Origin of the sequence: Kamptonema formosum PCC 10802, from assembly GCF_000332335.1 — a bacterium.
Classification (GTDB): Bacteria; Cyanobacteriota; Cyanobacteriia; order Cyanobacteriales; family Oscillatoriaceae; genus Oscillatoria.
On the sequence record NZ_KB235948.1, the window covers coordinates 4,278,946 to 4,303,657 of the forward strand.

The 24,712-nt window shown below is 54.6% G+C and carries 21 protein-coding genes; 6 read left to right on the forward strand and 15 right to left on the reverse strand.

Going from position 1 to position 24,712, the window contains the following annotated elements; translation table 11 throughout:
• The first annotated feature begins 34 nt into the window (after positions 1–34).
• Positions 35–1,840: an iron uptake porin gene (locus tag OSC10802_RS0118550; protein WP_017718270.1), complete on the forward strand. Its 1,806-nt coding sequence runs from the start codon at positions 35–37 to the stop codon at positions 1,838–1,840.
• Between the two features lie 92 nt (positions 1,841–1,932).
• Here OSC10802_RS0118550 and OSC10802_RS0118555 read toward each other — a convergent pair whose 3' ends face one another.
• From OSC10802_RS0118555 to OSC10802_RS0118605, 9 genes are all read right to left on the reverse strand, one after another.
• A complete protein-coding gene (locus tag OSC10802_RS0118555; RefSeq protein WP_198525146.1) occupies positions 1,933–3,354 on the reverse strand; it encodes a LeuA family protein in 1,422 nt (473 codons plus the stop codon).
• A gap of 2 nt (positions 3,355–3,356) precedes the next feature.
• Positions 3,357–4,448 carry an alpha/beta hydrolase gene (locus tag OSC10802_RS0118560; protein WP_017718272.1) on the reverse strand — a complete coding sequence of 364 codons (1,092 nt, stop codon included), beginning with the start codon at positions 4,446–4,448 and terminating at the stop codon, positions 3,357–3,359.
• A 9-nt stretch (positions 4,449–4,457) separates the two neighbouring features.
• Positions 4,458–4,907 carry a DUF441 domain-containing protein gene (locus OSC10802_RS0118565; protein ID WP_044170163.1) on the reverse strand — a complete coding sequence of 150 codons (450 nt, stop codon included), beginning with the start codon at positions 4,905–4,907 and terminating at the stop codon, positions 4,458–4,460.
• Between the two features lie 92 nt (positions 4,908–4,999).
• Entirely contained in the window at positions 5,000–5,857 is an 858-nt protein-coding gene (locus OSC10802_RS0118570; RefSeq protein WP_026098603.1) for a HesA/MoeB/ThiF family protein, read from the reverse strand.
• Between the two features lie 29 nt (positions 5,858–5,886).
• Positions 5,887–6,768: a HesA/MoeB/ThiF family protein gene (locus OSC10802_RS0118575; RefSeq protein ID WP_017718275.1), complete on the reverse strand. Its 882-nt coding sequence runs from the start codon at positions 6,766–6,768 to the stop codon at positions 5,887–5,889.
• Positions 6,769–7,105: 337 nt separating this feature from the next.
• Positions 7,106–8,251, reverse strand: coding sequence for a galactose-1-phosphate uridylyltransferase (galT, locus tag OSC10802_RS0118585; protein WP_017718277.1), 1,146 nt, complete (start codon positions 8,249–8,251; stop codon positions 7,106–7,108).
• Complete coding sequence (locus tag OSC10802_RS0118590; RefSeq protein ID WP_017718278.1) at positions 8,184–10,136, reverse strand: glycoside hydrolase family 2 protein; 1,953 nt, start codon at positions 10,134–10,136, stop codon at positions 8,184–8,186. Before OSC10802_RS0118590 ends, galT begins: the two co-directional genes overlap by 68 nt.
• A 266-nt stretch (positions 10,137–10,402) precedes the next feature.
• Positions 10,403–10,786: a hypothetical protein gene (locus OSC10802_RS0118595; RefSeq protein WP_017718279.1), complete on the reverse strand. Its 384-nt coding sequence runs from the start codon at positions 10,784–10,786 to the stop codon at positions 10,403–10,405.
• 525 nt (positions 10,787–11,311) lie between these two features.
• On the reverse strand, positions 11,312–11,521 hold the full coding sequence (locus OSC10802_RS0118605) for a hypothetical protein (protein ID WP_017718281.1): 210 nt from the start codon (positions 11,519–11,521) through the stop codon (positions 11,312–11,314).
• Between the two features lie 47 nt (positions 11,522–11,568).
• Between OSC10802_RS0118605 and OSC10802_RS50300 the strand changes: the two genes are divergently transcribed.
• On the forward strand, positions 11,569–11,808 hold the full coding sequence (locus OSC10802_RS50300; RefSeq protein ID WP_155968046.1) for a hypothetical protein: 240 nt from the start codon (positions 11,569–11,571) through the stop codon (positions 11,806–11,808).
• Positions 11,809–12,612: 804 nt separating this feature from the next.
• On the opposite strand, the gene OSC10802_RS0118610 is transcribed toward OSC10802_RS50300, so the two are convergent.
• The 3 genes from OSC10802_RS0118610 to OSC10802_RS40790 form a co-directional block, all read right to left on the reverse strand.
• Positions 12,613–13,977: a hypothetical protein gene (locus OSC10802_RS0118610; RefSeq protein WP_017718283.1), complete on the reverse strand. Its 1,365-nt coding sequence runs from the start codon at positions 13,975–13,977 to the stop codon at positions 12,613–12,615.
• A gap of 902 nt (positions 13,978–14,879) precedes the next feature.
• Positions 14,880–16,397, reverse strand: a complete 1,518-nt coding sequence (glpK, locus tag OSC10802_RS0118620) for a glycerol kinase GlpK (RefSeq protein WP_017718285.1) — start codon at positions 16,395–16,397, stop codon at positions 14,880–14,882.
• 243 nt (positions 16,398–16,640) lie between these two features.
• Positions 16,641–17,207 carry an Hsp20/alpha crystallin family protein gene (locus tag OSC10802_RS40790; protein WP_044170164.1) on the reverse strand — a complete coding sequence of 189 codons (567 nt, stop codon included), beginning with the start codon at positions 17,205–17,207 and terminating at the stop codon, positions 16,641–16,643.
• Between the two features lie 514 nt (positions 17,208–17,721).
• Here OSC10802_RS40790 and OSC10802_RS0118635 point away from each other — a divergent pair.
• Entirely contained in the window at positions 17,722–17,955 is a 234-nt protein-coding gene (locus OSC10802_RS0118635; protein WP_017718288.1) for a hypothetical protein, read from the forward strand.
• A gap of 2,228 nt (positions 17,956–20,183) precedes the next feature.
• Here OSC10802_RS0118635 and OSC10802_RS0118650 read toward each other — a convergent pair.
• A complete protein-coding gene (locus OSC10802_RS0118650) occupies positions 20,184–20,606 on the reverse strand; it encodes an AbrB/MazE/SpoVT family DNA-binding domain-containing protein (protein WP_017718291.1) in 423 nt (140 codons plus the stop codon).
• A gap of 736 nt (positions 20,607–21,342) precedes the next feature.
• Between OSC10802_RS0118650 and OSC10802_RS50305 the strand changes: the two genes are divergently transcribed.
• Positions 21,343–21,573 (forward strand): hypothetical protein, encoded by a 231-nt coding sequence (locus tag OSC10802_RS50305; protein WP_017718294.1) that lies wholly within the window; start codon positions 21,343–21,345, stop codon positions 21,571–21,573.
• 986 nt (positions 21,574–22,559) lie between these two features.
• On the opposite strand, the gene OSC10802_RS40805 is transcribed toward OSC10802_RS50305, so the two are convergent.
• On the reverse strand, positions 22,560–23,144 hold the full coding sequence (locus tag OSC10802_RS40805) for a hypothetical protein (RefSeq protein WP_017718296.1): 585 nt from the start codon (positions 23,142–23,144) through the stop codon (positions 22,560–22,562).
• 469 nt (positions 23,145–23,613) lie between these two features.
• Between OSC10802_RS40805 and OSC10802_RS55725 the strand changes: the two genes are divergently transcribed.
• The gene (locus OSC10802_RS55725; RefSeq protein WP_255349153.1) at positions 23,614–23,748 is read left to right on the forward strand and encodes a hypothetical protein; all 135 of its coding nucleotides are present in this window, start codon (positions 23,614–23,616) and stop codon (positions 23,746–23,748) included.
• Between the two features lie 207 nt (positions 23,749–23,955).
• On the opposite strand, the gene OSC10802_RS0118680 is transcribed toward OSC10802_RS55725, so the two are convergent.
• Entirely contained in the window at positions 23,956–24,147 is a 192-nt protein-coding gene (locus tag OSC10802_RS0118680) for a hypothetical protein (protein ID WP_017718297.1), read from the reverse strand.
• 233 nt (positions 24,148–24,380) lie between these two features.
• On the opposite strand from OSC10802_RS0118680, the gene OSC10802_RS0118685 reads away from it, so the two are divergent.
• Positions 24,381–24,647 (forward strand): hypothetical protein, encoded by a 267-nt coding sequence (locus OSC10802_RS0118685; protein ID WP_017718298.1) that lies wholly within the window; start codon positions 24,381–24,383, stop codon positions 24,645–24,647.
• Positions 24,648–24,712: the final 65 nt, after the last annotated feature.

Consider the following 24,712-nt stretch of genomic DNA (forward strand, 5'->3'; position numbering starts at 1 on the left):
AATTAGGGGCGTTCTCTAAGCTTTTCTGACTCTGATGTCAAAAATTTTTTGTGACGCTGTAACATTAAATACAGTGCTTCTGGGTGTCACCTTGCTATTGTGCAGCCGCACCGGCGCACAAACGGCTAGCGCTGTGGAGTTAACTGGCGAGGACACATCCAAGCTTAACACAGTATTGCCGGCGGCTGCCGGTGCCCCCAAAAAAATGTTTGGCCACCCACCGGCAGCAGCGGCTGCCGGTGCTGGAATTCCAGGCAATAGCCAGCCAAACCGCGAAGCAAACCGGCCACCAGTTTATCCGATTGCCGAGTCCCCTGAGATAGCCCCAAATATTGTACTGCAACCGCTGCAGGAAGACACGGAAAATTTCGCCGCTGCGATGGAGCAAGTGACTTCTGTTTCGCAGCTATCCGACGTTCAGCCGGCGGACTGGGCCTTTCAAGCGCTGCAAAATCTGGTTGAGCGCTATGGGTGCGTGGCGGGATACCCAGATGGCACCTTTCGGGGAAATCGCGCCATGACTCGTTACGAATTTGCTGCCGGTTTAAATGCCTGTCTGGAAACCATTGTTCAGCTGATTGGCAAAACAGACACTTCTGCCCTCGCGACAAAAGAAGACTTAGCCGTCTTGAACCGGCTGCTGCAGGAATTTCAGACCGAACTCGCCGCACAGCGCGGGCGTGCGGACAGCTTAGAAGCTCGGACTGCAGAGCTAGAAGCCAATCAATTTTCTGCCACGGCCAAATTAAACGGGCAAGCAATTTTTGCGGTCAATGCCGGCGGGTTCAGAGGCGACCGCATTACCGGCGTTAGGGGCAACGAGATTGCCGGTGAAGATCCAGGCGTCACCTTTATTCAGCGCATATTTCTGAATTTAAACACCACCTTCAGCGGCAAAGACCGGCTGCAAGTTTTATTAGAAACCGGCAGCGACACCGGCAGCGATAACGCTGCTGGATTTCTGGAACCCACCTTCGGCAGCGTACTCGATTTTTCTGCCCGACACTCCCCCAACAACAATTTCGGCCTCGACCGGCTCAACTATACCTTCTCGCCGGTTAAGAATTTCTCCTTAACGGTCGGGCCGGTGATTGCCGCCATAGATTATGTAGACCGAAATAAATACGCTAACTTTACAGCCTTCAACTTTTCCACCCGCGCCCTAGTTAATAATTCCATCCTTCTCCCCATCAATCAATTAGGGGGGGGAGTGGCCTTCAACTGGAAGCTGGGCGAAGGGCCATTTTCGCTGCGGGGCGTGTACATAGCAGCAGCGGCGTCCGATCCCAACCCCAACCAGCGCCGGTTTGTTGGAGGTGTGTCTCCTCTAGCCCGACTGCTCTATCCTAACAATACAGGAAAACGGGGATTTTTTGGAGATCCGCACCAAGGCACAGTTGAGCTAGAATACGCCCCCTCCCAAGCTTTCGCTCTCCGCCTCCAGTACACCCTCGGTACAGTCTTCGATGGCAATTTTAATGTCTTCGGGGCGAATGCAGAACTGGCCCTATCGCCAAAAGTCGCTGTTTTTGGCCGTTACGGTTATGGCATCTTTGATGGCACTAGCTTTGGGGATCTTAATCCCAATTACTGGATGGCGGGGGTTTCCGTTCAGGATGTTTTTGCCTCAGGCGCTTTTGCTGGAGTGGCTGTAGGTCAGCCGTTTATTGAGGGCGCAGTGGGGGATGCGACTCAGACGAATATTGAAGGCTTTTACAGTTACCCTGTCAGCGATAAAATTCGCCTTAAGCCGATAGTCCAAGTCATCACTAACCCAGCCAACCGAGACAGCAATGGCGCGATTGTCACGGGAACTCTAGAGACGATTTTTTCCTTCTAGGCTGTTCCGCTTTTAATCGGCTTATTGCAGGAGGCTCTGCCTCCTGAGAAGCGTTCCCAGCCTGAGGCTGGGAACGAGGTATCCCCCCTGTTTCACCCCGGCGGCTCCAAGAGACTTTTGTTGTAGTCAGGAGCCAGTACAATATTGGTATAGGTTCCCCGACCGGCGACATAATAATAGGCGTGTCTCACACCGGCAGGAATAAACACAGACGCGGGACTTTCCACTGTCCGCTCTTCATCTCCTAGCTGAACATTGCAAACCAGTCCTGTCCCGTCTGGCGCATCACCCCAAAAGATAAAAGCGCTGTCACAGTGGTGAGCGTGCGTATCGACGTGCTTTTCTGGCGTGATAGGAATGCCGTGCAAACCGATAAATCGCTGAATCACATAAAAAGAAGAGCGAGAATCGACGCGCGAGTCCATCATCACCCAGCGCACTCCCGGTCCGTCTCGGTGATACTTCAATTCGGACGAACCTTTTGGAAACGGCTTAGCAATGTCTAAACTTCCCGGCAACTTAGGCGTGCTTAAAGGCGTCCGCTCTTTTTCAACCGTGCGAACGCGCCCCACGATTTCCGGCGCGAAAGGTTCGTAAGCCTCAGGCTCTAGAACCACCGCTTTCGCATGGTATTTTGAGGTGTGAGTAAATGCGTTGCGCCCGACAATCGGGCGCAATTTATCCGGCTGGTAGCCTGCAGCCAGCCCCACAGCATAAGCCAGCTGCGGGATTTTTTCCAGAGGGAAACCTTGCTCCCCACGCATTTGCTGCAAAGCGACAGAAAGCTGTATCAAATCTGTGATGCCGGTGCGCTCACCAATCCCTAAAATAGAAGTATCAACCACAGAAGCGCCGGCATCTATCGCGGCGAGCGCATTCGCCAGTGCCAGACCCAAGTCATTGTGGAGGTGGACTTCAATAGGGCACCTCAACGTTTCAACCGCACGGGATACGAGTTCCCCACAAGTGCGGGGTTCTAAAACACCGACTGTATCAGCCAAACTGATGATATCAGCACCGGCGGCTAAAGCCAGACCCGCCACCCATTCGATGTCTTCCCACAAAGTTCGCGAAGCATCCTCGACGGATAAACGAACCTTTAGACCCAGGGTTTTTGCTTCGGAAATGGCGGCTTTTACTTTCTCGTGAATATAATCCGGGTCGTGACCGGCAAACTTAGTTTTTCTGCCAATCGGATTAACTGAGGCCCAAATTCCCACCCAGTCCGCACCGGCACGTTTTGCCGAGCGCACTTCTGCAATATCCGCTCTGCTGTGCATCAAAATCTCAGCCGCTCTCGCCGCGCGAGAAACTTCCAGACAGATCCGCTCATCCTCCGCTGATATCCCGGGATGCCCCACTTCCACCAAATCGATGTTAAAATCTTCCAAAAGGTGGAGGATTTGAATTTTGTCTTGGCTGGTAAAGCGCACTCCGGCTTGCTGTTCGCCCTCTCGCAATGTAGCGTCTAAAATCCGCACCAAAGGCTTCATCTCGCACTCCTTGTCCCTCACAGTCACTCACTCCGCAAAAACTTTTCTGTCTCGTCAATCAGTTGCGCCCGATTCTTTTCATACAGCGCCCAGTGGGTTGCTTCTGGGATAACAACTTCTTTCTTCCTGGAACTTCCCGTGACTTTATTAATGAAAGTTGGGTCAGCAAAAAAGTCAGCGTCACCCCGAATAATCAGGACAGGAGCTTGAATTTTTGAGGCGTCAAAGATGGGTCTGTTCGTCCAAATATAGTACAAATCGACCAAAGGGCCCATTGGCCGGCGGACCGCCGGTGGCTGGCGAGTTTGGCTCGCCGGATCGGATGCCAAGATTACTTTTTCTACAGCCGGCATTGCGGCATCGCTCACCAGGTCTTTTCCGCTGATCATCATATGCCAGTGGTGAAGCGTAGCGTCAGGCGTCACCACTTGATACGCCGGTAAATTAGGATTCAATTCTCCCGGTTTGTCTTTGGCTTCAAAAAGTTGGGCCATTGACGTCAGGTTGAAGCCGTGCATAGAGCCATACAAAACCAATTTATTGACATTTTCAGGATGAGCGATTGCGTACATGCTGGCCACTACCGAGCCCCAAGACCAGCCAATGAGGTTTATCTTCTCTACCGGGCGGCTTTTTTTGATAAACTCAACTGCAGCTTCCAAGTCTCTCACGGCATCAGTGGCGCGGATAACGGGGGGATTTTCTGCCGGCGGTTTATCCATCGCCACCGGACGGGTGGACCTGCCAAATCCCCTAAAATCCATTGCCCAGGTGTCATAGCCTTTTTGGGCGCACTCCTCCATCCAAGAATATCCCGGAACGTCAAATGCTTCAGCAGTTGGGACGCCAAAGGGTTCTAAAAACAGGATGACTTCTTGATTTTTTAACGGCGGCTCCCCTTTCAGGATCTTGTGTCGCAAATAGAGTTCGATGCCGGCATCCGTGCTGGGAATCCTTTGCTCCTCAAACGCAACGGTTTGCGGGGTTTGTGCCGGCTGGGGGTTCCCCCCACTGGCCGCCAAATTCTGGATGTTTGGCCAGCAGCTGGTGAACAGACCCGCTGCCACAGCCAGCAGCAACATAGCCAGCAGTTTCCTGACGAGCTTCTTTTCCATAACTCCTTTCTATTTTAGCGCAAAGTTGCTAACGAGACTCACTAATCCAGCTGCGATAATTAAGCCAGCCGGCAGCCCTTCAAAAAACAGGACAGCGATTAACGTCCCAATCAGAACCCCCGTCAGAAGTAGCGGCTGGCCAGGCAGAGCGCTCACCCCTCTCCCCCCGATGTAGGACACAAGAATGCCGGCTGCGATTGAAAAAATCCCCTTGAGAGTCAGCAGCTCTCTGCTCATTTGAGCGAGATTGACTTTTCCAGAAGCGATGGGGAGCATGAGAAACAGCATCAAAAAAAAGATGCCGGTGTTAAACGAATACTTTTGCAAGATGCCGAGGGCGGGCTTGCTATCCGCAGCCGCTAATACTAGCAGCGATATAGCAGCCGACGCCAGACTGTAATCTTTAAATCCTAGCGCCAGTAAAGCGACCGACGCAAAAACAATCGAGGTTTGCAACATTTTCCGTTGGCGTGAAAACGAAGGCAGGGCTGGGGGAGGGTGCGGGACAGAACTGCCGGACTCATCCTGACCCTCACAAAAAGCTACAAAAGCTACAGCGCAGTATTGTCCCAAGTCCCACTGGCAGGGGTTTCAACTTGAACCATTCCCTCCGTGGCAAGATTAATTTTGACCAGTTTAGGTGCGATTGCCGGCTCTAACCCCGGACGCTTGACAATCAGTTTGAAAGCTTCAAAGCTTGCTAAAACCCCCACAATATTCGCAACCGGTGCCAGCACCGCCCAAGGCGCTTCTTTGCTCACATAAGCCTCCGCCCAATTCGCATCAGCACCCCAAGCAATCGAGTGGACGGCGCGGTCGTCTTTAATCGACTCAATTTCTTTGCACATTTCCGGAGTGAGCGGCTGCTGGTAAGAAGGATGGCGGAACACAATTTCGTAGGGAATGCAATCCGGAGTGAAACACATCACTCCCCCACGGAAAGGCGGTGTTACCGCAATCCATACAGAAGGAATCCCCAGTTTTGCCGCCGCGCGGTGGATGATAGCGCGAGCCACTAAATTGTCCGTGGCATCGACAATAACATCCGTACCCGCAAGCAGTTCCATTGCATTCTCTTCCCTCACCCGTTCTAGAGACACTCGCACCTCCAGCTCCGGATTGATGTCTTTTAACGTTTCGCTGGCGACTGTCGCTTTGCTGGCGTTCAGTTTGCTTACGAAACTGAGCATCTGCCGGTTCAAATTGCTCGCTTCAAAACTGTCGCCGTCAATCACATGAATGTGACCAACACCCATTCTTGCGAGCTGAATTAACGTAATGCCACCCACCCCGCCGGCACCGACAACCGTCACTTTTGCATTGCGGAGTTTTTCTTGCTCCTCCCAACTAATCACTCCTATATTGCGGGTGAAACTCGCCTCATACAATCCCTCACTGACCGCAGCCATCTCCATGCCCTCCTATAAATCGAAAACCATTATAACGTTGCGTAATCCCAGCCCCCTGGAGGAGCCGGTGCCACTCTCACCGGCGTTTCTGTGCTCAAATCAATCAGTATCCCTTTCGGAGCGCGAGCGAGCGGCTCCCGTCCCGTCAAAATTTGCACAGCTTCGTGAAAACTAAACAGCGCCAATAAATGCGCCCGCACCGGCGTAATAATCCAGCCAGCTTTCCCCTCGCAAAAATCTTGCGCCCACTCTCTCGGTGCCCCCTGGGTCACAGAATGCCAAGCGCGAGCTTTTTTAATATCTGCGATTCGCTGGCGCAGCTCCAGATTGGTTAACTTTTCTCCAACCCCCGGTAAATTCAGCGCCACTTCATAAGCAATTCCATCCGGAAAAAAAGAAGAAACAAAGCCTCGCGTCGGCGGACTTCCCGACATCCCCACACTGGGAATCCCCAGCTCGCGAGCCGTGCGGTGAACAATCACTCGCGAGGGCATATCATCGACCGCTTCCATCACCAAGTCGTGCCCTTCTATCAAATCCACCACATTCTCCTCGTCCACCTGCGCCCGCACGCAGCGACAGGACAGGTAGGGATTGATATCTGCCAGAACTTCTTCCGCCACTTTCGCTTTAGGACGGTTCAGCCCCCTAACCGATGCCAGCATTTGGCGATTGATATTGGAAATTTCAAATTCATCGGGATCTGCAACCGTGATCTGCCCAATTCCCATCCGGGCGCACAGAATGGCTTCAAACCCGCCCACACCCCCCAAACCGAAGATAATTACTTTAGCATCTTTTAATCTTTGCTGCTCTTGGGCGGTGTACACTCCAATATTTTTTTTGACCATTTCCCAATAATACGCTTCCGCTTCCGGCAGCGGTTGGGCAATCCCAGACTCTGCGGACAAAGGAACACCCCCTTAAAATTCCAAATGCTGTGTCCTACTTCCTGCCATTGTTACCGAACCCGCCGGCGCTGTCAAAAGACAGGCTGTCAAACTTCTCTGGTTCAACCGGCACGCAAGTTTTGGGACTCCCGAACCGGAACCGGCTCTCCCCTTGCGCCCGCGCAGAATCGCCCGCATTCCCAAGCAGGAAGCGGCAGAAACCAGGTTTCTTTAACAACAAGCTTTTAGGCTTTTAATTTTCCTATCTGCCCAAAGGAGCCGGAGGCTCCAGGACGGCGTTCCCAGGCAGAGCCTGAGAACGAGGGATAAAAGGCGTAGGACAGGCGTCTCGCCTGTCCTACTGTCCGTGCCCTAAGTGAATACTGCTATATGTGGGAACTAAAGCCGGCGGGGTTGCGGCTTCGATTTCCACGGAAACCGCCTGCAACTCCTTGGCTTTTTCCTCCGGGAGGGCGTCGCTGGCAAACATGCCGGCAGCCAGTTCAGTGCCCGCCAGGTACTTGAGCCGGTCTTTCGTGCGGTAGGGGGGATAGAACTGGGCGTGCAGGTGGGCTTCCGGGTGGGGCTGGCCGTCGGTGGGTGCCCCGAACCAGGCCATCAAGTAGGGAAAGGGGCGGTCCCACAGTCCGTCGTACTTGAGGGTGACGGTTTTCAGGGCTCTGGCGAGACTCCAGCGCTGCTGGGCTGTCAGGTCTGCCCAGGTGGCCACCGGCTCGATGGGGGCAATCCAGACCTCGTAAGGGTAGCGGGCGCACACCGGCACGAAGGCGATGGCGCAGTCATCCTGATAGACAATCCGCTTGGCGTCCTCAATCTCGTTTTGAATCAAGTCTTGCAGCAAACCGCGCCGGTGCTGCTCGTAATGAACTTTCTGCAGCTCCAGCATGCGGGAGGGCACCGGCGGAACGAAAGGATAGGCGTAGATCTGCCCGTGGGGGTGGTGCAGAGTTACGCCCACCTCCACGCCTCTGTTCTCAAAAGGCAGCACATACTGGATGTGCGCCCGCCCTCCCAGCACGCGGGTGCGGTCCGCCCACACTTGCAGCAGCAGGTCGAGATGAGTCAGTTCCAGGGAGCTGAGGGAGGCGTGGGGGTCTTGAGTGAAGACGACCACCTCGCACGCCCCACTGGCGGGGAGTGTCTCAACGAAGCACTGGGGCGGGTCGTGCGCCCCTAGGGCCATTGAGGGAAAGCGATTGTCGAAAACGGCCACGTCATAGCGCCCCTGAGGCAGTTCTGTGGGGAACTGGGGGTCTAAAGTCGGAGCCAGGGGATTGTACTCTGGGGGCGGCATAAAGGTGCGCCCCTGCCGGTGGCTGGCGTAGGCCACCCACTCGCCGCGCAGGGGGTGCCAGCGCAGGTGGGGGTTTGCCGGCACCGGCTCGCTGCTGGGGCTGGGAGCTTGCAGTCCGCTGTCAATGGGGGAGCGACTGTACAGGGTCAGGTTGCGCCCATCCGGTTTTAACAGTTCCAGAGAATACATCGTCTTCCTCAGTTCCTCCTTGAGTTGCGGTGGCGATCGCCTCAAATGGAAATTTGGGCGTGCGGTCGGCGTACAGCAAGCCGTTAGCTTCCTGGAAGGTGTCGGTAAACTGGGTGTAGCAAAATCCGCTGAAGATGTCGATTTTGTTGACCACCTTCAGCAAGGCGGCGTACCTCATTTCCAGTTCGCACACCTGGGAAGCGCGCACGTACCCCCAAGCTTTCTCGCTGTCGGGGCTTTCCCTGCCGGCGTAGGCAATCCCGCCGAACTCGGTGAGCATCACCGGCTGTCCCTGGTGGGGGTGTCCGTCGAGGGTGAGGACGCGACCTCCCGGACGCCGCCGGTCGAACAGTTCCGCGATATCGACTTGCGGTCCGTAGCGGTGAGCCAGCCGCTGGGCCTTGCTGTCGTAGTCGTGAATGCCGATGATGTCGGTATCGGTGCTCTCCCAGCCGTCGTTGCCGATCACTGGGCGAGTGGGGTCGAGGGTTTTGGTCAGGTGATAGAGGGCCAGGACGCAGTTGCGGTGAGCCGGTGTCTCGGTTAAGTTGGGGACTCCCCAGGATTCGTTGAACGGCACCCAGACCACGATGCAGGGGTGGCTGCTGTCCCGATCTATAACCTGAGTCCACTCCCGGGTTATGCGCTCCACCGCTTTGGGAGTGAACCGGTAGGCGCTGGGCATTTCCTCCCAGACCAGCAGCCCCAGGGCGTCCGCCCAGTACAGGAAGCGCGGATCTTCGATTTTCTGGTGCTTGCGCACGCCGTTGAACCCCATGCGCTTGACCAGCTCCACATCTTGCCGCAGCGCCTCATCGGAGGGTGCGGTCATCAGGGTGTCGGGCCAGTAGCCCTGATCCAGAATTAGGCGCAGGTAGTAGGGGCGTCCGTTGAGCATGAAGCGGTCGCGCTGGATGCCAACGGAGCGCATGGCGGTATAGGACTTGATTTCGTCGAGCAGCTTGCCCTTGTGCCAGAGCTGAATTTCGGCTTCGATCAGGGTCGGTTTTTCCGGACTCCAGAGCAATTCGTTGCGGTAGTCGTCGATGCCTGGATCGGAGAGTGCGATGCGCCGGTGAATCTCGCCGCTGATGGCGTCGTAAGTGTCTTTGACCAGCAGCTGGCTGCCGGCGGTGAGTTTGACGTTGACTTGCAGGGGGCTGGCGCAAGGCCCGCGAGCCGGCGCAAGGCCGGCCCCTGCGAGATCGCCGGCAACAAAGGCTTCAAAGCCAATCTCCCAGCGCTCCATGTGCGGCGTCCAGCGGATGCGGTCAATGTAGGTGCCGGGAACGCGCTCGATCCAGACGGTTTGCCAGATGCCGGTGGTGCGCGGATACCAGATGCTGTGGGGCTGCAACTGCCAGTCTTGCTTGCCGCGCGGCTTGGCCAGGTCGTGGGGGTCGTCTTCCGCCCAGACGGTTACCTCCTGCGGGCCATTTTCATTCAAAACCGCCGTGATGTCTGCGCTGAAAGGGGTGTGCCCGCCTTCATGCTCCATGATGAACTGGCCGTTGACCCAGACGCGGGCGCGATAGTCCACGGCTCCAAAGTGGAGCAGCACCCGCCCTTCCCCCACCGGCAGGTCAAATTCGCGCTCGTACCAGCAGTGGGGGTGAAAACCCGTGTCGCCGATGCCGCTGCGGGGGGATTCCGGCGCGAAGGGAACTTCAATGGTGCTCGACCACTCGCCAATGTCGCAGGGTCGAGCGAATCGCCCTTCGTCGTCAAATGTAAATTTCCACCGGCCATTTAGCGACATCCAATTGCGGCGCTGCAACTGCGGGCGCGGATATGCCATTTCGCAGGTGCGAGAAATCGTCTTTGCGCCGCTGTTATCGGACTCTTCTTTGCAATCACTCACCAGAGAGTTAGCTACCGAACTCATCAAACTATCTACCTTAGCTGATATATAAAGGCTACCTTTTTTTGTCTTTGCTTAACGGAATCAAACCGGAAAATTGATTTTTCTTCACTTTCTATTAGCGACCGCGAGTGTCTCAGCTATTCACGGGGAATTCCCCTGAGTTGAATAGCTTGCCTGCTTCCCCGTTATAGCGGTTTTCATCCGAGGTGAGGTACTGAGAAACCCGGTTTCTTAAAGAAACCGGGTTTCTGGCATGTGTTTCATCCAACTGAAAACCGTTATATCCGCTATCTCCCCTCTCCAATCCCCTGCCGGCAAGAATCCCCCGGCTTCGATGGCCACCTGACCGTCAGGACGGTAGAGTCCAGCTCGGCAGCCCACGAATGGGGCACTCCGGGACACCAAAGAGCGTAATCCCCCGGGCGAGACAGCAGCACTTCTCCTTCGGGGAAGTGAATGCGAAATCGCCCTTCTATGAGGATAGAAAGTGTGGTCGCTTCCAAGTTGGTCGCCCACTCCGATCTGCTCTCTCCAGCTTGATGAGCGCCCCATTTCACTTCCACAGCGGAGGTTGAGCGGGGGTCCCCGGTCGGGGATATAAAGTGACCGATGAACCAACCTCTCGCACCCTGAGCTTCTAGCGCGTTGGCAAAAACTACTTTAGACTCCATTTGTTATTTCTGATAAACTCTCGTTACTTTCAGCAGTGCGGTATGCAAAACGCCCGCAAAAATGCGGGCTTACAAATATATTTGAGCGCAGGGAGAAAAGCAAAAACCGCCGCAATAAAAGCTCAATAAAATGCTTGCATTCAGATTATAGCAGTATGCACTTAGGTTAGAAGATTAGACCTTCAGGGGGGGCGTCCCGCCTGCCCTACGTCTATATAGCAGTAAGCATTGAGGAAACCTACATTCCGGCCTACCTTGCTCCAGAGCTCCCGAAGCTTCTATTTTTCTAACCAATATGACTGTTGCTATAAGCCTAAATTTCGTTGAGCCAGCCCAAAAGTTTGTTGTGAGATTACTTGACCGGTGATCCCCAGAGCCGGTCGAGCAATCTCCGAAGCCGGCTGTCTTTTGGAACGATGGCGATACCCCCTCCAGCGGAGCCACTTCAAAGCGCGGTCTTTACAGACTTGCGATCTAGCAATGGCAAGGGGTTCGGTTAACTCCTCAAATTAACAGCCGGTCCGCTCAGTGACTGAGAATGGGGGTTAATTGCTGCAGTTTGTTTCCCAGCCAATTATAGCCCTTCGCTACGCACTTTGGACAGAGTTCCCCGTAGCTGTCACCCCGCTCGTTGCAGACAATCACTCTCGCTTTCCTCATCTGAAACTGCTCCTGGCAGAGCAAGCATGTTTCTTGATTGAAGCTGCCGTCGCACTCAATCTGGAATTGCATCATATATTCTTCTCCTTATTCCAAATGGTGATTCTACAGATTTCAGTACAGTGCCTGAAGTTACGCTAAAAAGCCTGATTTTACCCAAGTGGGGGCTAGCACACAAACGAGAAGAAGGGAGCTTGTTGAACTCAGGTTCTATAAACTTTTCCGGACTGCCGGTAAAACGCAGCCCCGATGTTTACAGCCAGGAGCAACTTTCCATTTCCGCCTCAGCAGAATGGATGGGCAGTTCTATCCCTTTCAGTTCCATCCTTGACCGCAAGCGAGAAAGAACTGCGGGTTTATAAAGCACGTCTCCTGTCGCATAGATGAGATTTCGGAAGGGTTTTGAGCAATTTGGTATCCTTCAGGAAGGAGCTCTGCCTTTGCCGGTCACAGGAAGTGTTGGAAGTGAGCGGGGTGCGAGCGCCGGTGCGGATCTAGCGCAATCCAAAGCGCCTTAATTAGTTTAAGTCAGCCGTTCGCAATCCAAGTAGCCAATCATTTCAATTTCCTATCTTTTACAGGCTAGTTTATCACTGGTTTTTTCTATATCCTTCTACCTTGGGGCATGATTCTGTGTGAAATAAGTTTGTGATATTTAATACAAAGATACCCGAAAAGCCGTCGGTTGCGGTGATGGAGTGCCGGTGGGGTAAGCTATTTATACCTTTACTCTTCCTGAAGGCGTAAACCCCGAGGTTGTTGTCTCCTACCATTGGTCTGTGCGGTGTTATCTCTGTTACAGAGCTAACAAAAATCCCTGGCCGGCAGGTGGAGACAAATCGCAGCACCTTCCTCTCCGCCGGTTTCCAATACCTGATTTGAGCACTGCCGCACCGGCCTTGTTTCTAGTGCGGTGCGCAGCGCTGCCGGTGCGAACGGACTCTGCTTGCATATCAGCCGGCGGGCAAGCAATTTTAACAGCTGTTCCAGAGGCGAGCTGGAGAATTCTTAGCTGAGGTCAATGGCCCGCAACTAATTTCTCACCCCCTCACCCCCTCACCCCCTCAGGATTTATAGTCATTAATCAAACGCAGATGATAAAAGTGGGACAGTGAGTGGACCCCACACACCCACTCAGCCCAGTGTCCCGCCACTCGGCGAACTCTTCAGTTATAGGAACTCAGAGCTGCCTTTCGACTTTCAAACAGTTGCAGCACTCCTGAGACGATCGTCTCCACCACACGCTCGTCGCACTCAGAGAGAAATTCTTCCGACGAAATCGTTCCCGCAAAAAAGTCCTTGGCCGGCTTCAGGAGATTCCTCACCGAGTTAAACCCGATAGATTTGATGATAAAAGTAGTCGTAGGTGAATTTTTTATATCATAAGTGGATTCCCGGATTCGCCCCTTTGACAGCAACTCTAGCACTTCGCTTTCCAAGCCATTTGCTAGCTGGTGTCCGTTGGCTATATCGGGCAGGAGGCGTTCCAGAGCTGCGACCTTCCCGCCGGAACCCGGAAGCTCTCCCATCATGGCTGACAGGGGGATATCCCGTCCCATGCGATAGGAAAGCGCCTCCAGTATGGCGATCGCGACCAGCTTGCTCCCCAAATACAGCTTCGCCACTTCAATGTTCTTTCGCGTTCGCGCCACCAGGGCTTGGTAAGTCTCATCATCCGGCTCCTCCATGAACTGCTGGAACACCAACTCAGGTTTCAGGAAGTTCATAAACCCTTCCATCTTTTGCAGCGACCTGCGGAAGTCACGAACCGTGTAAGAATTGGTATTTAACAGCTCGTGGTTGGTTTCGGGCAGCAGATTCCAGGTATTGTCCAAAAAATCCGCCGAAACGGAGCAGGCAAAATTTTCAACGTCCCGGTTCGCCAATCGCACTGAGCGCTTCACCGCCGCAACGATTTGGGCATCTGTCCAGCCAAACTCGAACTGCCGGTTCGCTGAGGTCAAGCGGTGGTACAGCGCGTCGCAAGCAGTCAAACCGGACGGTAGCGGGGGGCGGAAGGGAATCGTGGCTTCGATACAGGCGGCGATCTGAGCGATGATATCAGGTTTGAGAAAGGGCTCTAGGGACTTGCCAGCAATCACAGCGCTGAGAAATTCGTTTTGCCCTGCGAATGGAGAGAGGTTCTGGCCGGCAGCAAACCCGAAGACCGCCGCCACAATCTCGAACATGCGGTCTTTTGGCAGTTCCGCAGCCTCTCGAATTACCAGCTGTCCGCGCACCTCCCTGACAAAAGGAGCGATGAAACTGCCGATGTTGAGACTCACTCCCTGATCGACTTGCACGTACACAAGGTCGTGAAACAAAGCTGCCAAGACTTCTATGGCATCTTTTGACCCGCCGACCTCAAAAATGTGATCCGGAGTGTGAAAATAGCGCCACGGGCCAGTCATTGTTTGAATAATCAGCTCAGCCGTCGTCTCCAGTTGCGCCGGCTCGACTTGACCCTGTAGCTGCTTGATGGCCCACACCAAACTTTCCAAGCACCGTTGGCGATCGGCTTCCAAATCCACCGCAAGACCTCCCTTATTCCCTGATTCTTCCTTCTGTTTTGTAGCATAGTATCAAAGGAATGTCTAAAAATGCCAGATGTGGCTGCCCCGCGCACCCTCTTTTCCGGCTCCAGTCCGACCCTTGGCCGGCACTGCCATGTCCCCACACCCCCTCGCTCGAAAGCGCGCACTCCTCAAACAGAAGCCATAACTGCAGCGAACGCTTGCGGCTCTCCCCTGCTGTGGCTTTTTGCCGGCCCCACTGACGGAACTGCTTTCGGTTAATTCCTCCTAATTAATTTCTCCCCACGCTCCCGCACTCCCCCACTTCAGAGCGCACCCTAATTAGAAGGATTCAACCGAAATAGATATCAGCCGCCCCCTGCCGGCAGTGCCGGTGCGAACTCAAATATTGTGTTACCTGCAATACAAAAGCTCGCATTATAGCATTAGGTTCGTACATTTCCGCCTCTTTTGCACCCCCGCACTCCGGCTTCTATTGTCCTAACCCATATTACTGCTGGGATATAGACGTAGGGCAGGCGTCCGCCGGGCCGGAAGGTCTAATGTCCTAATCTAAGTGGCTACTGCTATACGGCGTCGCGCTGGCGCGCCCGCACGGAACGGACGGGCCTCAATATTTCTGGGACAGCAGAGACTGTTGTCCTACGTCCTAACCTAAGTGCCTACTGCTATAATATCTGCTGCCTGCCTGACGAACGGTTAAATTCTCTGTCACTAGACAGAGGAAACATTAGCAATTTTTTGCTATAATCCCACACTTTTAAAATCGGAGGGATAGTGTTGGGTTGTTCGCCTTGGCAAAAGCCTTTTAGCTGGTCGATCTCACTCCTGATTAGAGAGAGCAGCTCGGCTCCGGGGACAGTCCAATTGTTAATGTTTTATAGCATAACCGGCTCCCTTTACTGCACCCAGTGTTTTGCTCTCTCAACCGCTTGACGCCACACGGCGAAATTCGCCTGCGCCAGGGAAGCGCCGTCTCCTGGCTGGAAAATCCGGTCAATCTGGCGGCGGGCGATTAGGGCGGAATAGTCTGGCCAAAAACCCGCCGCTAAGCCCGCTGCAAAGGCGGCTCCCTGTGCGGAGGCCTCTTTAACGACTGGACGCTCAACCGGCACTCCCAAAACATCCGCCTGAAACTGCATCAAAAAATCATTGGGGCAGGCTCCTCCGTCCACCTTCAGCAGGGCGATATCGGTGCCGGTATCGCGGTTAATCGCCTCTACGACTTCCTTGACCTGGTATGCGATCGCCTCCAGCACGGCGCGCACCATGTGTTCTCGGCGCACGGAGCCGGTGATGCCGAAAAACGCCCCCCGCGCACTCATGTCCCAGTGGGGCGCACCCAAACCGCTCAAGGCGGGGACAAAGTAAACGCCGGCGGTGTCAGCCACCCGCTGCGCCATCTGTTCGGTATCCGCCGCCGCCTCAATCAGCTGGATGCCATCCCGCAACCACTGCACGCAGGCTCCAGTGGTGAAAATGCTGCCTTCTATAGCATAGCCGGCTCGCACCGCACCGCTCTCAGCCGCCTGTGTCCAGGCAATGGTGGAGAGGAGCAGGTGGCGAGAGCGCTGCAAGGTATCGCCGGTGTGGGCGACCAGAAAGCAGCCAGTTCCGTATGTACACTTCAGCAAGCCGGGGCGGTCGCAGCCGTGAGCGAACAGGGAAGCCTGCTGATCTCCCAGGATAGCAGTCACCGGCACCGGCACGCCCAGCAATTCTGGCTCAGTGCTGCCAAAGAACCCCAAACTCGGCTGAATAGAAGGCATCATAAAAGCGGGAATCCCAAAAAGCTCCAAGAGTGACGCATCCCACTCCCGGGAAGCCAGATTCATCAGCATCGTGCGGCTGGCGTTGCTGCAATCGGTGGCGTGCACAGCCCCGCCGGTCAGCTTCCAGAGAATCCAGGTGTCAATGGTGCCGGCTAGGACATTATCCAGATTCGCCGGGGACTCTTGCTTCTGGAGATACTCCTGCAACCAAGCGAGTTTCGTGGCAGAAAAATAGGCGTCCAGCACCAAGCCGGTGCGCTCGGCGATGTCTGGGGCGCAACCGCGCTCGGTTAATTGATGGCACAGGGGAGCGGTGCGCCGGTCTTGCCAGACGATAGCATTGTGCAGGGGCCGCCCTGTGGTTTTGTCCCACAGCAGGCAGGTTTCTCGCTGCACCGAGAGCCCAATCGCCGCCACCTCCGCTGCAGCTACCCCCGCTTTCTGCAAAGCAGTCCGCATCGCCCAACAGGTATCCCGCCAAATTTCTTCAGGATCGTGCTCTAGCCACCCCGGCTGGGGGTAATATTGAGTCAGCTCTCTGTAAGCAGAGCTGACTGCCCTCCCCTCCGCATTGAACAGCATCGCCCGGTTGCCGGTGGTGCCGAGGTCTAGAGCCAGAATGTAGCCTTGAGTAAATTGACTCATCGTCAGCTGGCGTCAGTTATTAGTTGCTCTACCATTGTGCCGGTGGCAGTGTGCTTTTACTCTCGGAAGGAGAAGAAGGGTGTCTGGGAACGAGAAAAAGCAACCGCCGCCAATAAAAATTATCCGCGAGCGCAGTTTCACCGGCTGCGCTCGCGGTTGTGCTCTCGTCTCAGGCAAAGACGCACGCTGATTGCGTCTCTACCGGCTTTTTTAGCAGGAATGCACCCAAACCCACCGAATCGCTCACGATGTCGGAGCCGGTTCAGAGGCGGGAGTGGCTTCAGTCTGGCTCACGTCAGGAGCGTGTTGCTTGACACCTTCGCTCTCAGCTTCTAGAGTAGGCGTTGCTTCTCCCCCAGGGATTGCGCCAGAACTCTCACCCAAATTGATCCTCACCACTCGGCGCTGCGCTTCTTGCACCTTAGGCAGAGTCAGCGTCAAGATGCCATTCTTGTAATCGGCTCCCACCCGATCGTTCTGAACCGGCACAGGCAGGGGAATGGCCCGCTCAAATTTCCCGTAACGGAATTCCGACCGGAAATAACCCTTTTCTTCCACCTTGTTTTCGTAGCGGTGTTCGCCGGCAATATAAACGGCGTCCCGAGTGACTCGGATATCCAAATCCTTTGGTTCCATCCCAGGGATTTGCGCCCGCAGTAAGAGGTGGTCATCCGTATCTTGGAGTTCAACAGCAGGGGCCCAAGTCATCTCGTACTCGCGCCTGCCGCCTGACAGTTCCTCAAACAGTTCGTCAAACTGACGGCGTAACGTTTCGATTTCCCTGAAAGGTTGCCAACGTATTAATGCCATACGTTCAGTTCCCTCCGTTCCAGTTTACAGCTTTTCGGTTTTTGGTTTTTGGGTTTGATAGCTGCCAGTCAAATCGCTGCATATTTTGCTTGTCCGACCGGCATCAAGCGACCAACTGACCCGACGCAAGAAAACCCGTTCAGCTGTCATATGAGCTGCGGATAACTCACGCCAATCGCCTCTCTCAAATGAGCCTTACTGGTTACTTCGATCTCAATTTCATTATGTCTCGCCGCACAGTGTAGTCAGTGGGGAAAACCCTACTCTGTCAGTGGTATTGCCCGCACCTTTTGTGAGAGACACTGCTGCCGGCAGCTTGATGCCAATCCCTGGCTATTGTTGGGTTCGGCTAAACGGAAAGTGTTGCTGGAGTCTCACTCCGCCGCATCCTTTTCGATAAGCCCGACAGCCCTTAAGTGCGGCGATCTGTGCCGCAACGCACCCTGCAGTGCGGGGAATCTTTCTTGGGAGTTTCATCTGTCCAGCTGCCTGTCTGAAAAAATCAAGGAACAGCTTGCCGGCAGCTAGAAACCCGGTTTTTTGCTCCCGCCGGCAGATTCAGATTTTTTGCGACCTCTTGCTGACTGGCGCTTACCGGCCTTTTCCTGATTCTGCCGGCACCGTAACCATTCCTGAGAGAAGTTACAGGAAAGAAATCAAGCTGCAGCGCCTTGCCAGCCGAGCCGGTTTGGTCGATGTAGGGCTTGAACTTGATTCAAAGACGTGCCCTAATATCGAAATAATATAGAGGAACGCTTACTATAAATATAGCAGTATGCACTTAGGTTAAAACATTAGACATTCAGGGCAGCCAGACGCTGGCCTACGTCTATATCCCAGTAGTAATATGGGTTAGGACAATAGGAGCCGGAGTGCGGGAGTGCAAAAGAAGCCGAAATGTACGAACCTAAGTGGCTACTGCTATATCCCCTCAAAACAGAGAACTATGATAAGTTGGCCGCCTAGCAATCACAAAGAATTTCTGTAAATTTATATTTTCTCTTTTCTTGGCGATCTTGGCGTCTACCCAACGGGCAAGCCGCTGGCGCGTCTATGGCGGTTTCTTTAAAAAAATATTTTCCAGACCCCAATTTAAATCGCTCTATAACTGTACCAAACTGGCTTTTGTTTCCGGCAGCAACCAGGAAAGGCCGTAGGGGCGAACAGGGGCGGTTTCGCGAGAAATCTCTCGGGGAAGCGGAGGAGATTTATCAACCCGTACCTACAGCTGCCGGCTGGACTTTCCTGCTAATTTGGGGGTCAAAGGGAGTCAGGAGGCCATGTTATCCCTCGTTCCCAGCCTGAGGTAGGGAACGACTTCCTAGAGGCTCTGCCTCCTGTGGGCAGACAGGCAGCATTATTAGCCTAACAGCTAAGTTTCGCTGTGGCGGCCCAGCTCTGATGGGGAAAGAGTAATTTATTTTATAGCAGCAGTCATATGGGTTAAGACAATAGGAGCTTCGGGAGCGGGGAAGCAAGGGAGGCCGGAATGTACCTTCCCTAAATGCCTACTGCTATATAGACGTAGGGCAGGCGTCCCGCCCCCCCTGAAGGTCTAATGTTCTAACCTAAGTGCATACTGCTATATAGCTTATCTGCCATTCAATAATGTTAGTAAATCTAGCGTTTCTCATATTAGTGAGGGGCATAGAAACCCGATTTCCGGCCCCTAGCTCATCCAACTGAGAACCGCTATATAAAAATTGCCCGGGGGAGAAAGCGGAACTTGGAGTGGCGGGCAGTTATGGCGCATAGATTTTGCACTACCCATCTCTATTCTCTCGTTACCAGGCTCTTCCTGGGAAGGCAATCTGGAGGCTCTGCCTCCTTTCAACGGAAAAGCAGGTTAAAAGCCGAAGAGCTTATTGACCGCCCTGCCGAACGCACCCGGCGGGTGGCGAGCTCTGTGGTGAGATGGGAAAAATCCCAGAGGAGTCACAAGAAACCTGGTTTGTGGGGGTGGCTCAAAGGAGTCAGCTGGGTTGTGGGCGCGCAGGGAGCCGGCTGCCGGTTCTGGGGAACTTGGAGAGGGGTGCGCCTGCAGCCTGAGGCCAGTGGGGGGGAATTGGGCCTGTAGCAAGTGAATTTATGCCAAATCAGTTAGTTGGTGTTGATTGCCGTTTCTACTGCGAGACGACCGGCGTTGTTGAGATTGGGGAAATTGCTTGACGTTTTGCACGTTTTGCCCATTGCCGCCGGCAGCATCTCATGCGGCGAATGCGGCGGCAGGCGCTTGTGGCAAGCTGGCTTTTGTCGTATAGAGCGGTTCTCAGTCACAAAAACCGCACGGAAAGAAACTTCACCCGCCAGCCAATGCAGTTGCTCCCCTCCCCTGGAAGGGGAGAGGTCAATCTGTACTGCATCACACTAAAAATCCCTGTATGCAGCAGTGGCAGTCAGCTGATGCCCGCAATCAGCCCGAGAAAAAATCACTTCAGACCGGCAATAGCCAGAACAGCCGAGCTTGCAAAAAGCCGGCGCTACGCACCTGTAATCCCGCGTTGATAAAAGAGTTGTTTGCCGCACTCTGTGCGAGTGCGGCTGTGCGCGGAAAGCGCCAGAGGCAATACGGGTGGGAGGAAGCATCAGGTGTGCGGTTGAAGAAACCGCCAGTATAGCAGAGAGAAGAGCGGATTTCGCATCTTTCTTCATGCGAGCTTTTGCCCACAGAATTAGCGCTCCTCTCTGAGCGGAAAGGGTTGATGTTGTTTGATGCCGCCAGAGGTGCGCCCAACTTTTCGGTCGGCGACACACTCCCGCCATCCTCCATTGAGCCGCCTGAACTTCTAGGGAACCGGGCGGACATCTCCCATTGCGAATTGTCGCGGTTCCCTGACAGAGAGTTGCAATGGTTTAGAGGGCCCGTCTGAACGTGGGGTGGGGGGAATTTTTTCATCGCGCTTCCTCCCGGTCGCCCCCCATGACAGGCCATCCCCTTAACGGGAAAGGAAAGGGAGGGCAAGGCTCGGGCGCTTCTCAAGCAACAGCAGCGGTTTCTTCGCCGGATTCCGACTCCTCAGGGGCAGCGGATTCACCTACGTAGATGAGGTGAATATGTTTGTACCCGAGGCGGATTTCAAACTGATCCCCTGGCTTGAGTCCCATCTCTTTAGTATAATTTGACCCAATTACCAGCTGACCATTTTTGTGGACACTGACGCGATAAGTCGCTTCGCGTCCCCGGCCATCTTTGGTTCCCGTTGGATCTAAGGCAATCCCCTTAGCCGCCAGCACCGCGTCGTAAAAATCGGTGAGATTGACTTTGACATTGCCACTGGAGCTGGTGCTGTAGTATCCGCAGCGCTTTGCTGTTTCCCGGCGGGGCAGGTGGGAAAGCTCTTTGACTTTTTGCAGGAGCGCCTTTCCGGTAAGGGTTGGGTATTCTTGTTCTGGTGCCATAGGTTCTCCGAAAATTGTTCTTGGATCTCGCGACAATCTAATTTAAGCAAAAATAGGTGCTGTTTGACAATAGGGTTTTTCGGAAAAAGCCAAAAAAGCAGCCGGCAATGGGGGCAACGGGTCAAGTCTGACTCAGATTGCCCTCCTTGCAGCGGTTCGGGGCATCGCCGGACTTATGCCTTGGAATGTTGCGGCGGTTTTGTGCCCCCTCCTTGTTTTGCTGCTCGCGCAACCAGGAGTTGCGCTTGTCCGGGGTTGCCGGAAGGAATTGTGAGGAAGTTCTGGCAGTTTTCAACAGAGGCGCTCTCATGGGAAGCCCCTAAACTGTTGAAGTTGTCTGGAAGCGGTCGCCCTTTTTAGGGGGTGGAGAGCGCCCCGGCTTTACAGGTGGCATCAAGGGCGGGTTTGCACAATCGGGTGCGGGCTGGTGCGTGGGGAGTGCAGATGGGGTCTTGCCGGACGCCGGGCTTTTTGGAATTCCGTCGGGGCGAGCCAACTGCTGCGCAGAGTGCCGGCGAGACTAGAGTGTCCAAAAAAGGCTCCCCCTTCCGCAATATAACGTCCAGTTGATTGTCCGGCAAGCGGGATTGAGGGCATCGGGCGGCGGCGGGGAAGGGCATTGAGGGGCAGCGGCTCTCGAGGGGGAGAGGAATTAATTGCGGTCAATTGACCGGACACTATATAAACGAGCAATTCTGGGGAGACGGGGGAATGGGGGAGGAGAAATTTTCTTCGATTGCTGGCACGCTCAGACGCTTACTCGCCAGCCCTCAAGACGCTGCTGTGTCAGGACTTCTCCAATTTCGGCACTCCCGCCACAGCCGCCGCCTCCCCCGGAAGGCAGGTTTTTTTCCCCTTCAACAGCCCCCAAACAGCACCGGTTGAGGGAGCCAAAAGGCAAGCGCCACAACTGCAGCAATCCGCACAGCTTGCAGCGCGCCGGCAGCGGATTGTCAGCCGGTGCTGACGCCCCCTGCCAGTTATGGTGCTCTCCAGACAATTCAAAGCAAGCAACTCCCTCACCTGGCAGCGCGCAACCCCACTGGCGGCAAGCGTACCGGCTAGGTGTTTAGCCGCACAGAAATGCCACTTTTGAGCCGAACTTCACCCGCCATACTGCCTCGCACAGCCCGGCGGCACCGCTGGCAAAACTGGTTTTTTAATCGCCTGCGTGGCCACGCTGTTCTGTCGTCTCCGGTGAATTCACCTTAAAAAAGACCCTCACCCCCATCCCCATCCCCAAAATGGTAGAGGGGAGAAAAATCCAGTCTTTTTCTCACTCCCCCTGACTGCCAGTGGGAGAGGGGCGCTGGGAGCCCCTCTGGGGATCGGCAGAGCGGGGGTGAGGGGGTGGGTTTTGCCGGTCAGCCGGCGCTATTAGATGAGTATTTTTTCTCGGCTCTCCCCCCGTCAAGCGCCAAAGGAAATTGCTCTGGTGAAGCGCCCGAATCTGGCAACCGCTGCCGCCCCACACAGGAGGCGATTTTGTCAGCCGGCAGCAGACCGGGCCTTTCAAACGGATCGAGGGCCGGCTTTGAGGATATCCTTTTTGCTAAAGTGCGGATTTAGGCTCCTCAGTCAAGCCGGCACTCTCGGGCCTGCAGCACTCATAATAGCAGTCGGTGACGCTGGCACCGGCATAAAGAAAGTCTTTATCTTATCAGAAGTCACAGGCGCATATAATATTGATCGCCCCAACCGCTGCGTGCGCCCTTTGCCGCATTCCTCGCACAGGGGAATTCGCTCGCCACCGGGCGCAGATTTCCGGTTTCCATTCCGCCGGCGTGGCAAACGGGCAGCACTTTCTGAGATCCCCAGTTCCCGCAACTGCGGCTTTGGGCGCGCTGCCAGCCCCCAAACGGGGAAAAAGCCCGTTTGGGTGGGGACCTCTGTTGGATATTGCCGGGAAAAGCCTTCCGAAAGGCATCTCTCTGGTTTATATTTGGACTGGAGTCAGCCAGCCGGCGCTTTGCCCCCTTTTCCCGAGGTGGCTGCAGTGTTTTTCTCCGGTTCGGGATCGGCAAAGGCCGGTTTGAGCAATTTCCAAGCCTCTTCTGCCTCTGGCAGCAACTTGTCGAACTCTACTTTGGCCGATGCCAAGCTGCTTAAGGTTTTAGCAAAAGCCTTATCTTGCGCCAGCTGGATTTGTTCAGCGCTTAAAGGTGTCATCGAAAAGACTGCTTCTATCAGCGCCATATATTCGCTAGCCTTTTTCTGCTGATCTTGCAAATCCGCTCTCTTTAAGGCAAATTCAGCTACGGTCCTAGCCGCCCTCTCTATAGGTGACAGGTCCTCGCTCCCCTCTGGAGGCTGATTTGACGGGGGTTTCGGTGCCTCTACGAAGATCAGATCCTTGGCTCCCAGTCCGTCAGGAAAACTATTGCTGTCGATTTCAGAAGTCTCTTCGCTCATCATGCGCATCACCTCATCTAGGGCTAGCGCCCGCGTTTTTTCGCTATCTTCTTTCCCCGGAACCGTAATGGTTAGACCGGGATGGTCTTTGACTGTGTAGGTTACCGTTAATTTACGCCGGCCCATAAGTTATCCTCGGTGCAGACTCTTTGGTATTTTACATTCTAACAAATTCTCTCACAGGCGCGTGTGAGTGGAAATAGGCGCTGGGTATCGGGTTGCTAAATGATGGGAACGCACCGGATTCCCCCTGGCGGCGTCCCCTGTCAAGCCCTTGCAGAAACTGCCGCCTATTTGATGCTTGCGCGTTCGGGATCTTTCGATTTTTACATCGCCGGCACAGGCGGGACGCCTGTTGCGGGACGCTCGCAAGGCACGCGACTGCTAGTTCGTGTAAATTTTCTCCCTTTTGGCCGGGACCCGCATTTTAGAATTGCGATCTCAGAACCGGCTCTTTAGGTGTTGAGTGAGTCAAACACTGAGAGCGCCAGCGCTCCCTCGAAGCCTCTTGGCGTGCGGTCTTTCTCACCCCCTCACCCCCTGCCTAAAGCCAGTTTTAATGCTTGCTCCTGCAACAGGTTACCGAAAATTCGGGATGACTCACGCTCCTGACGCTCGCGTGTTTTGCCGATTCCACCGGCACAGCAATCTGGCCTTTCTATCCCCGCAACTGTGGGTGTTTCCCGCCCGACAAATCAAGTCAGTTGTGGGAATTCCTCGGGGAGTTTAAGGGGTTGAAATTGCGCCTCCCTCACAGGCGCTTGCAGGAACACACTGATGCCGGCGCTGCCCCGAATTCGTTGGGCGCAAGCCTTATCTTCCAGAATACTTGACCGCTCAGGGGTGGCGCGATTGCCGGTGGCGATTGCCCAAAGCGCGGTGTGCCAGTGAGAGCGTTAACTAGCGCGCGCCGGTCAGCGATTAAACACTAGCTGAATTATGCGGGTTTCTCTGCCTGGAAAGACCGGTTTCTGGGATTGTCCCGAGCGGTCCTGTAGCGTGAAAGTGTCTCAGGTTGAATGCCAGACCGAAAAGCGCCGGTGGGAATCCTCACCGTTTGTCGCCCCACCGGCAATCGGGCGCTGATCTCATTTTTTCTGAACTGATCGTCATATCCCTCTTCTGTCACGTTGGGGCAATTTGACGAATTTGCGCTATTTCAGGGAACGACAGATCCGGCTTTCACCCTTGTTTGACAAAAGAGGGATATAGCACTATGCACTTAGGTTAGAACAAGGGGTTTAACATGATGTAGGGGCGGGTTCACCCACAATCTGTGCCACACAGCTACAACACCGATAAACCCGCCCCTAACCTCTGATAGAGCAGCCGGCAATTGGGCCATAGCGTGTCTTAACCAATATGACTGCTGCTATATTTCTGAGCCGGTCAGCGGGCATTGGCTGGCAGCGCGCTGCCCATCCGCACCGCTCCGGCGTTACTACCAAGCAATCTACCGGAAATTTTATAAGATTTTATAAGAGAGTCTGGCGGGACGCCCCCTCCCTCACCCAGCCGGTGCATTTCCCCCCCCGCCCGATGGCACGGATTGCAGCAGGTGGCTCTAGGGTTTTATTGGAAGTAATCAAAAAGATTTTATTAAATTTCTTCCAAGAGGAGCAGTTGTGACAGTGCCGGCACAAGCGCCGGTGTTGTATTCTTCTGAAGCGGTGAGAAACCGGGGCGGGGGCAGG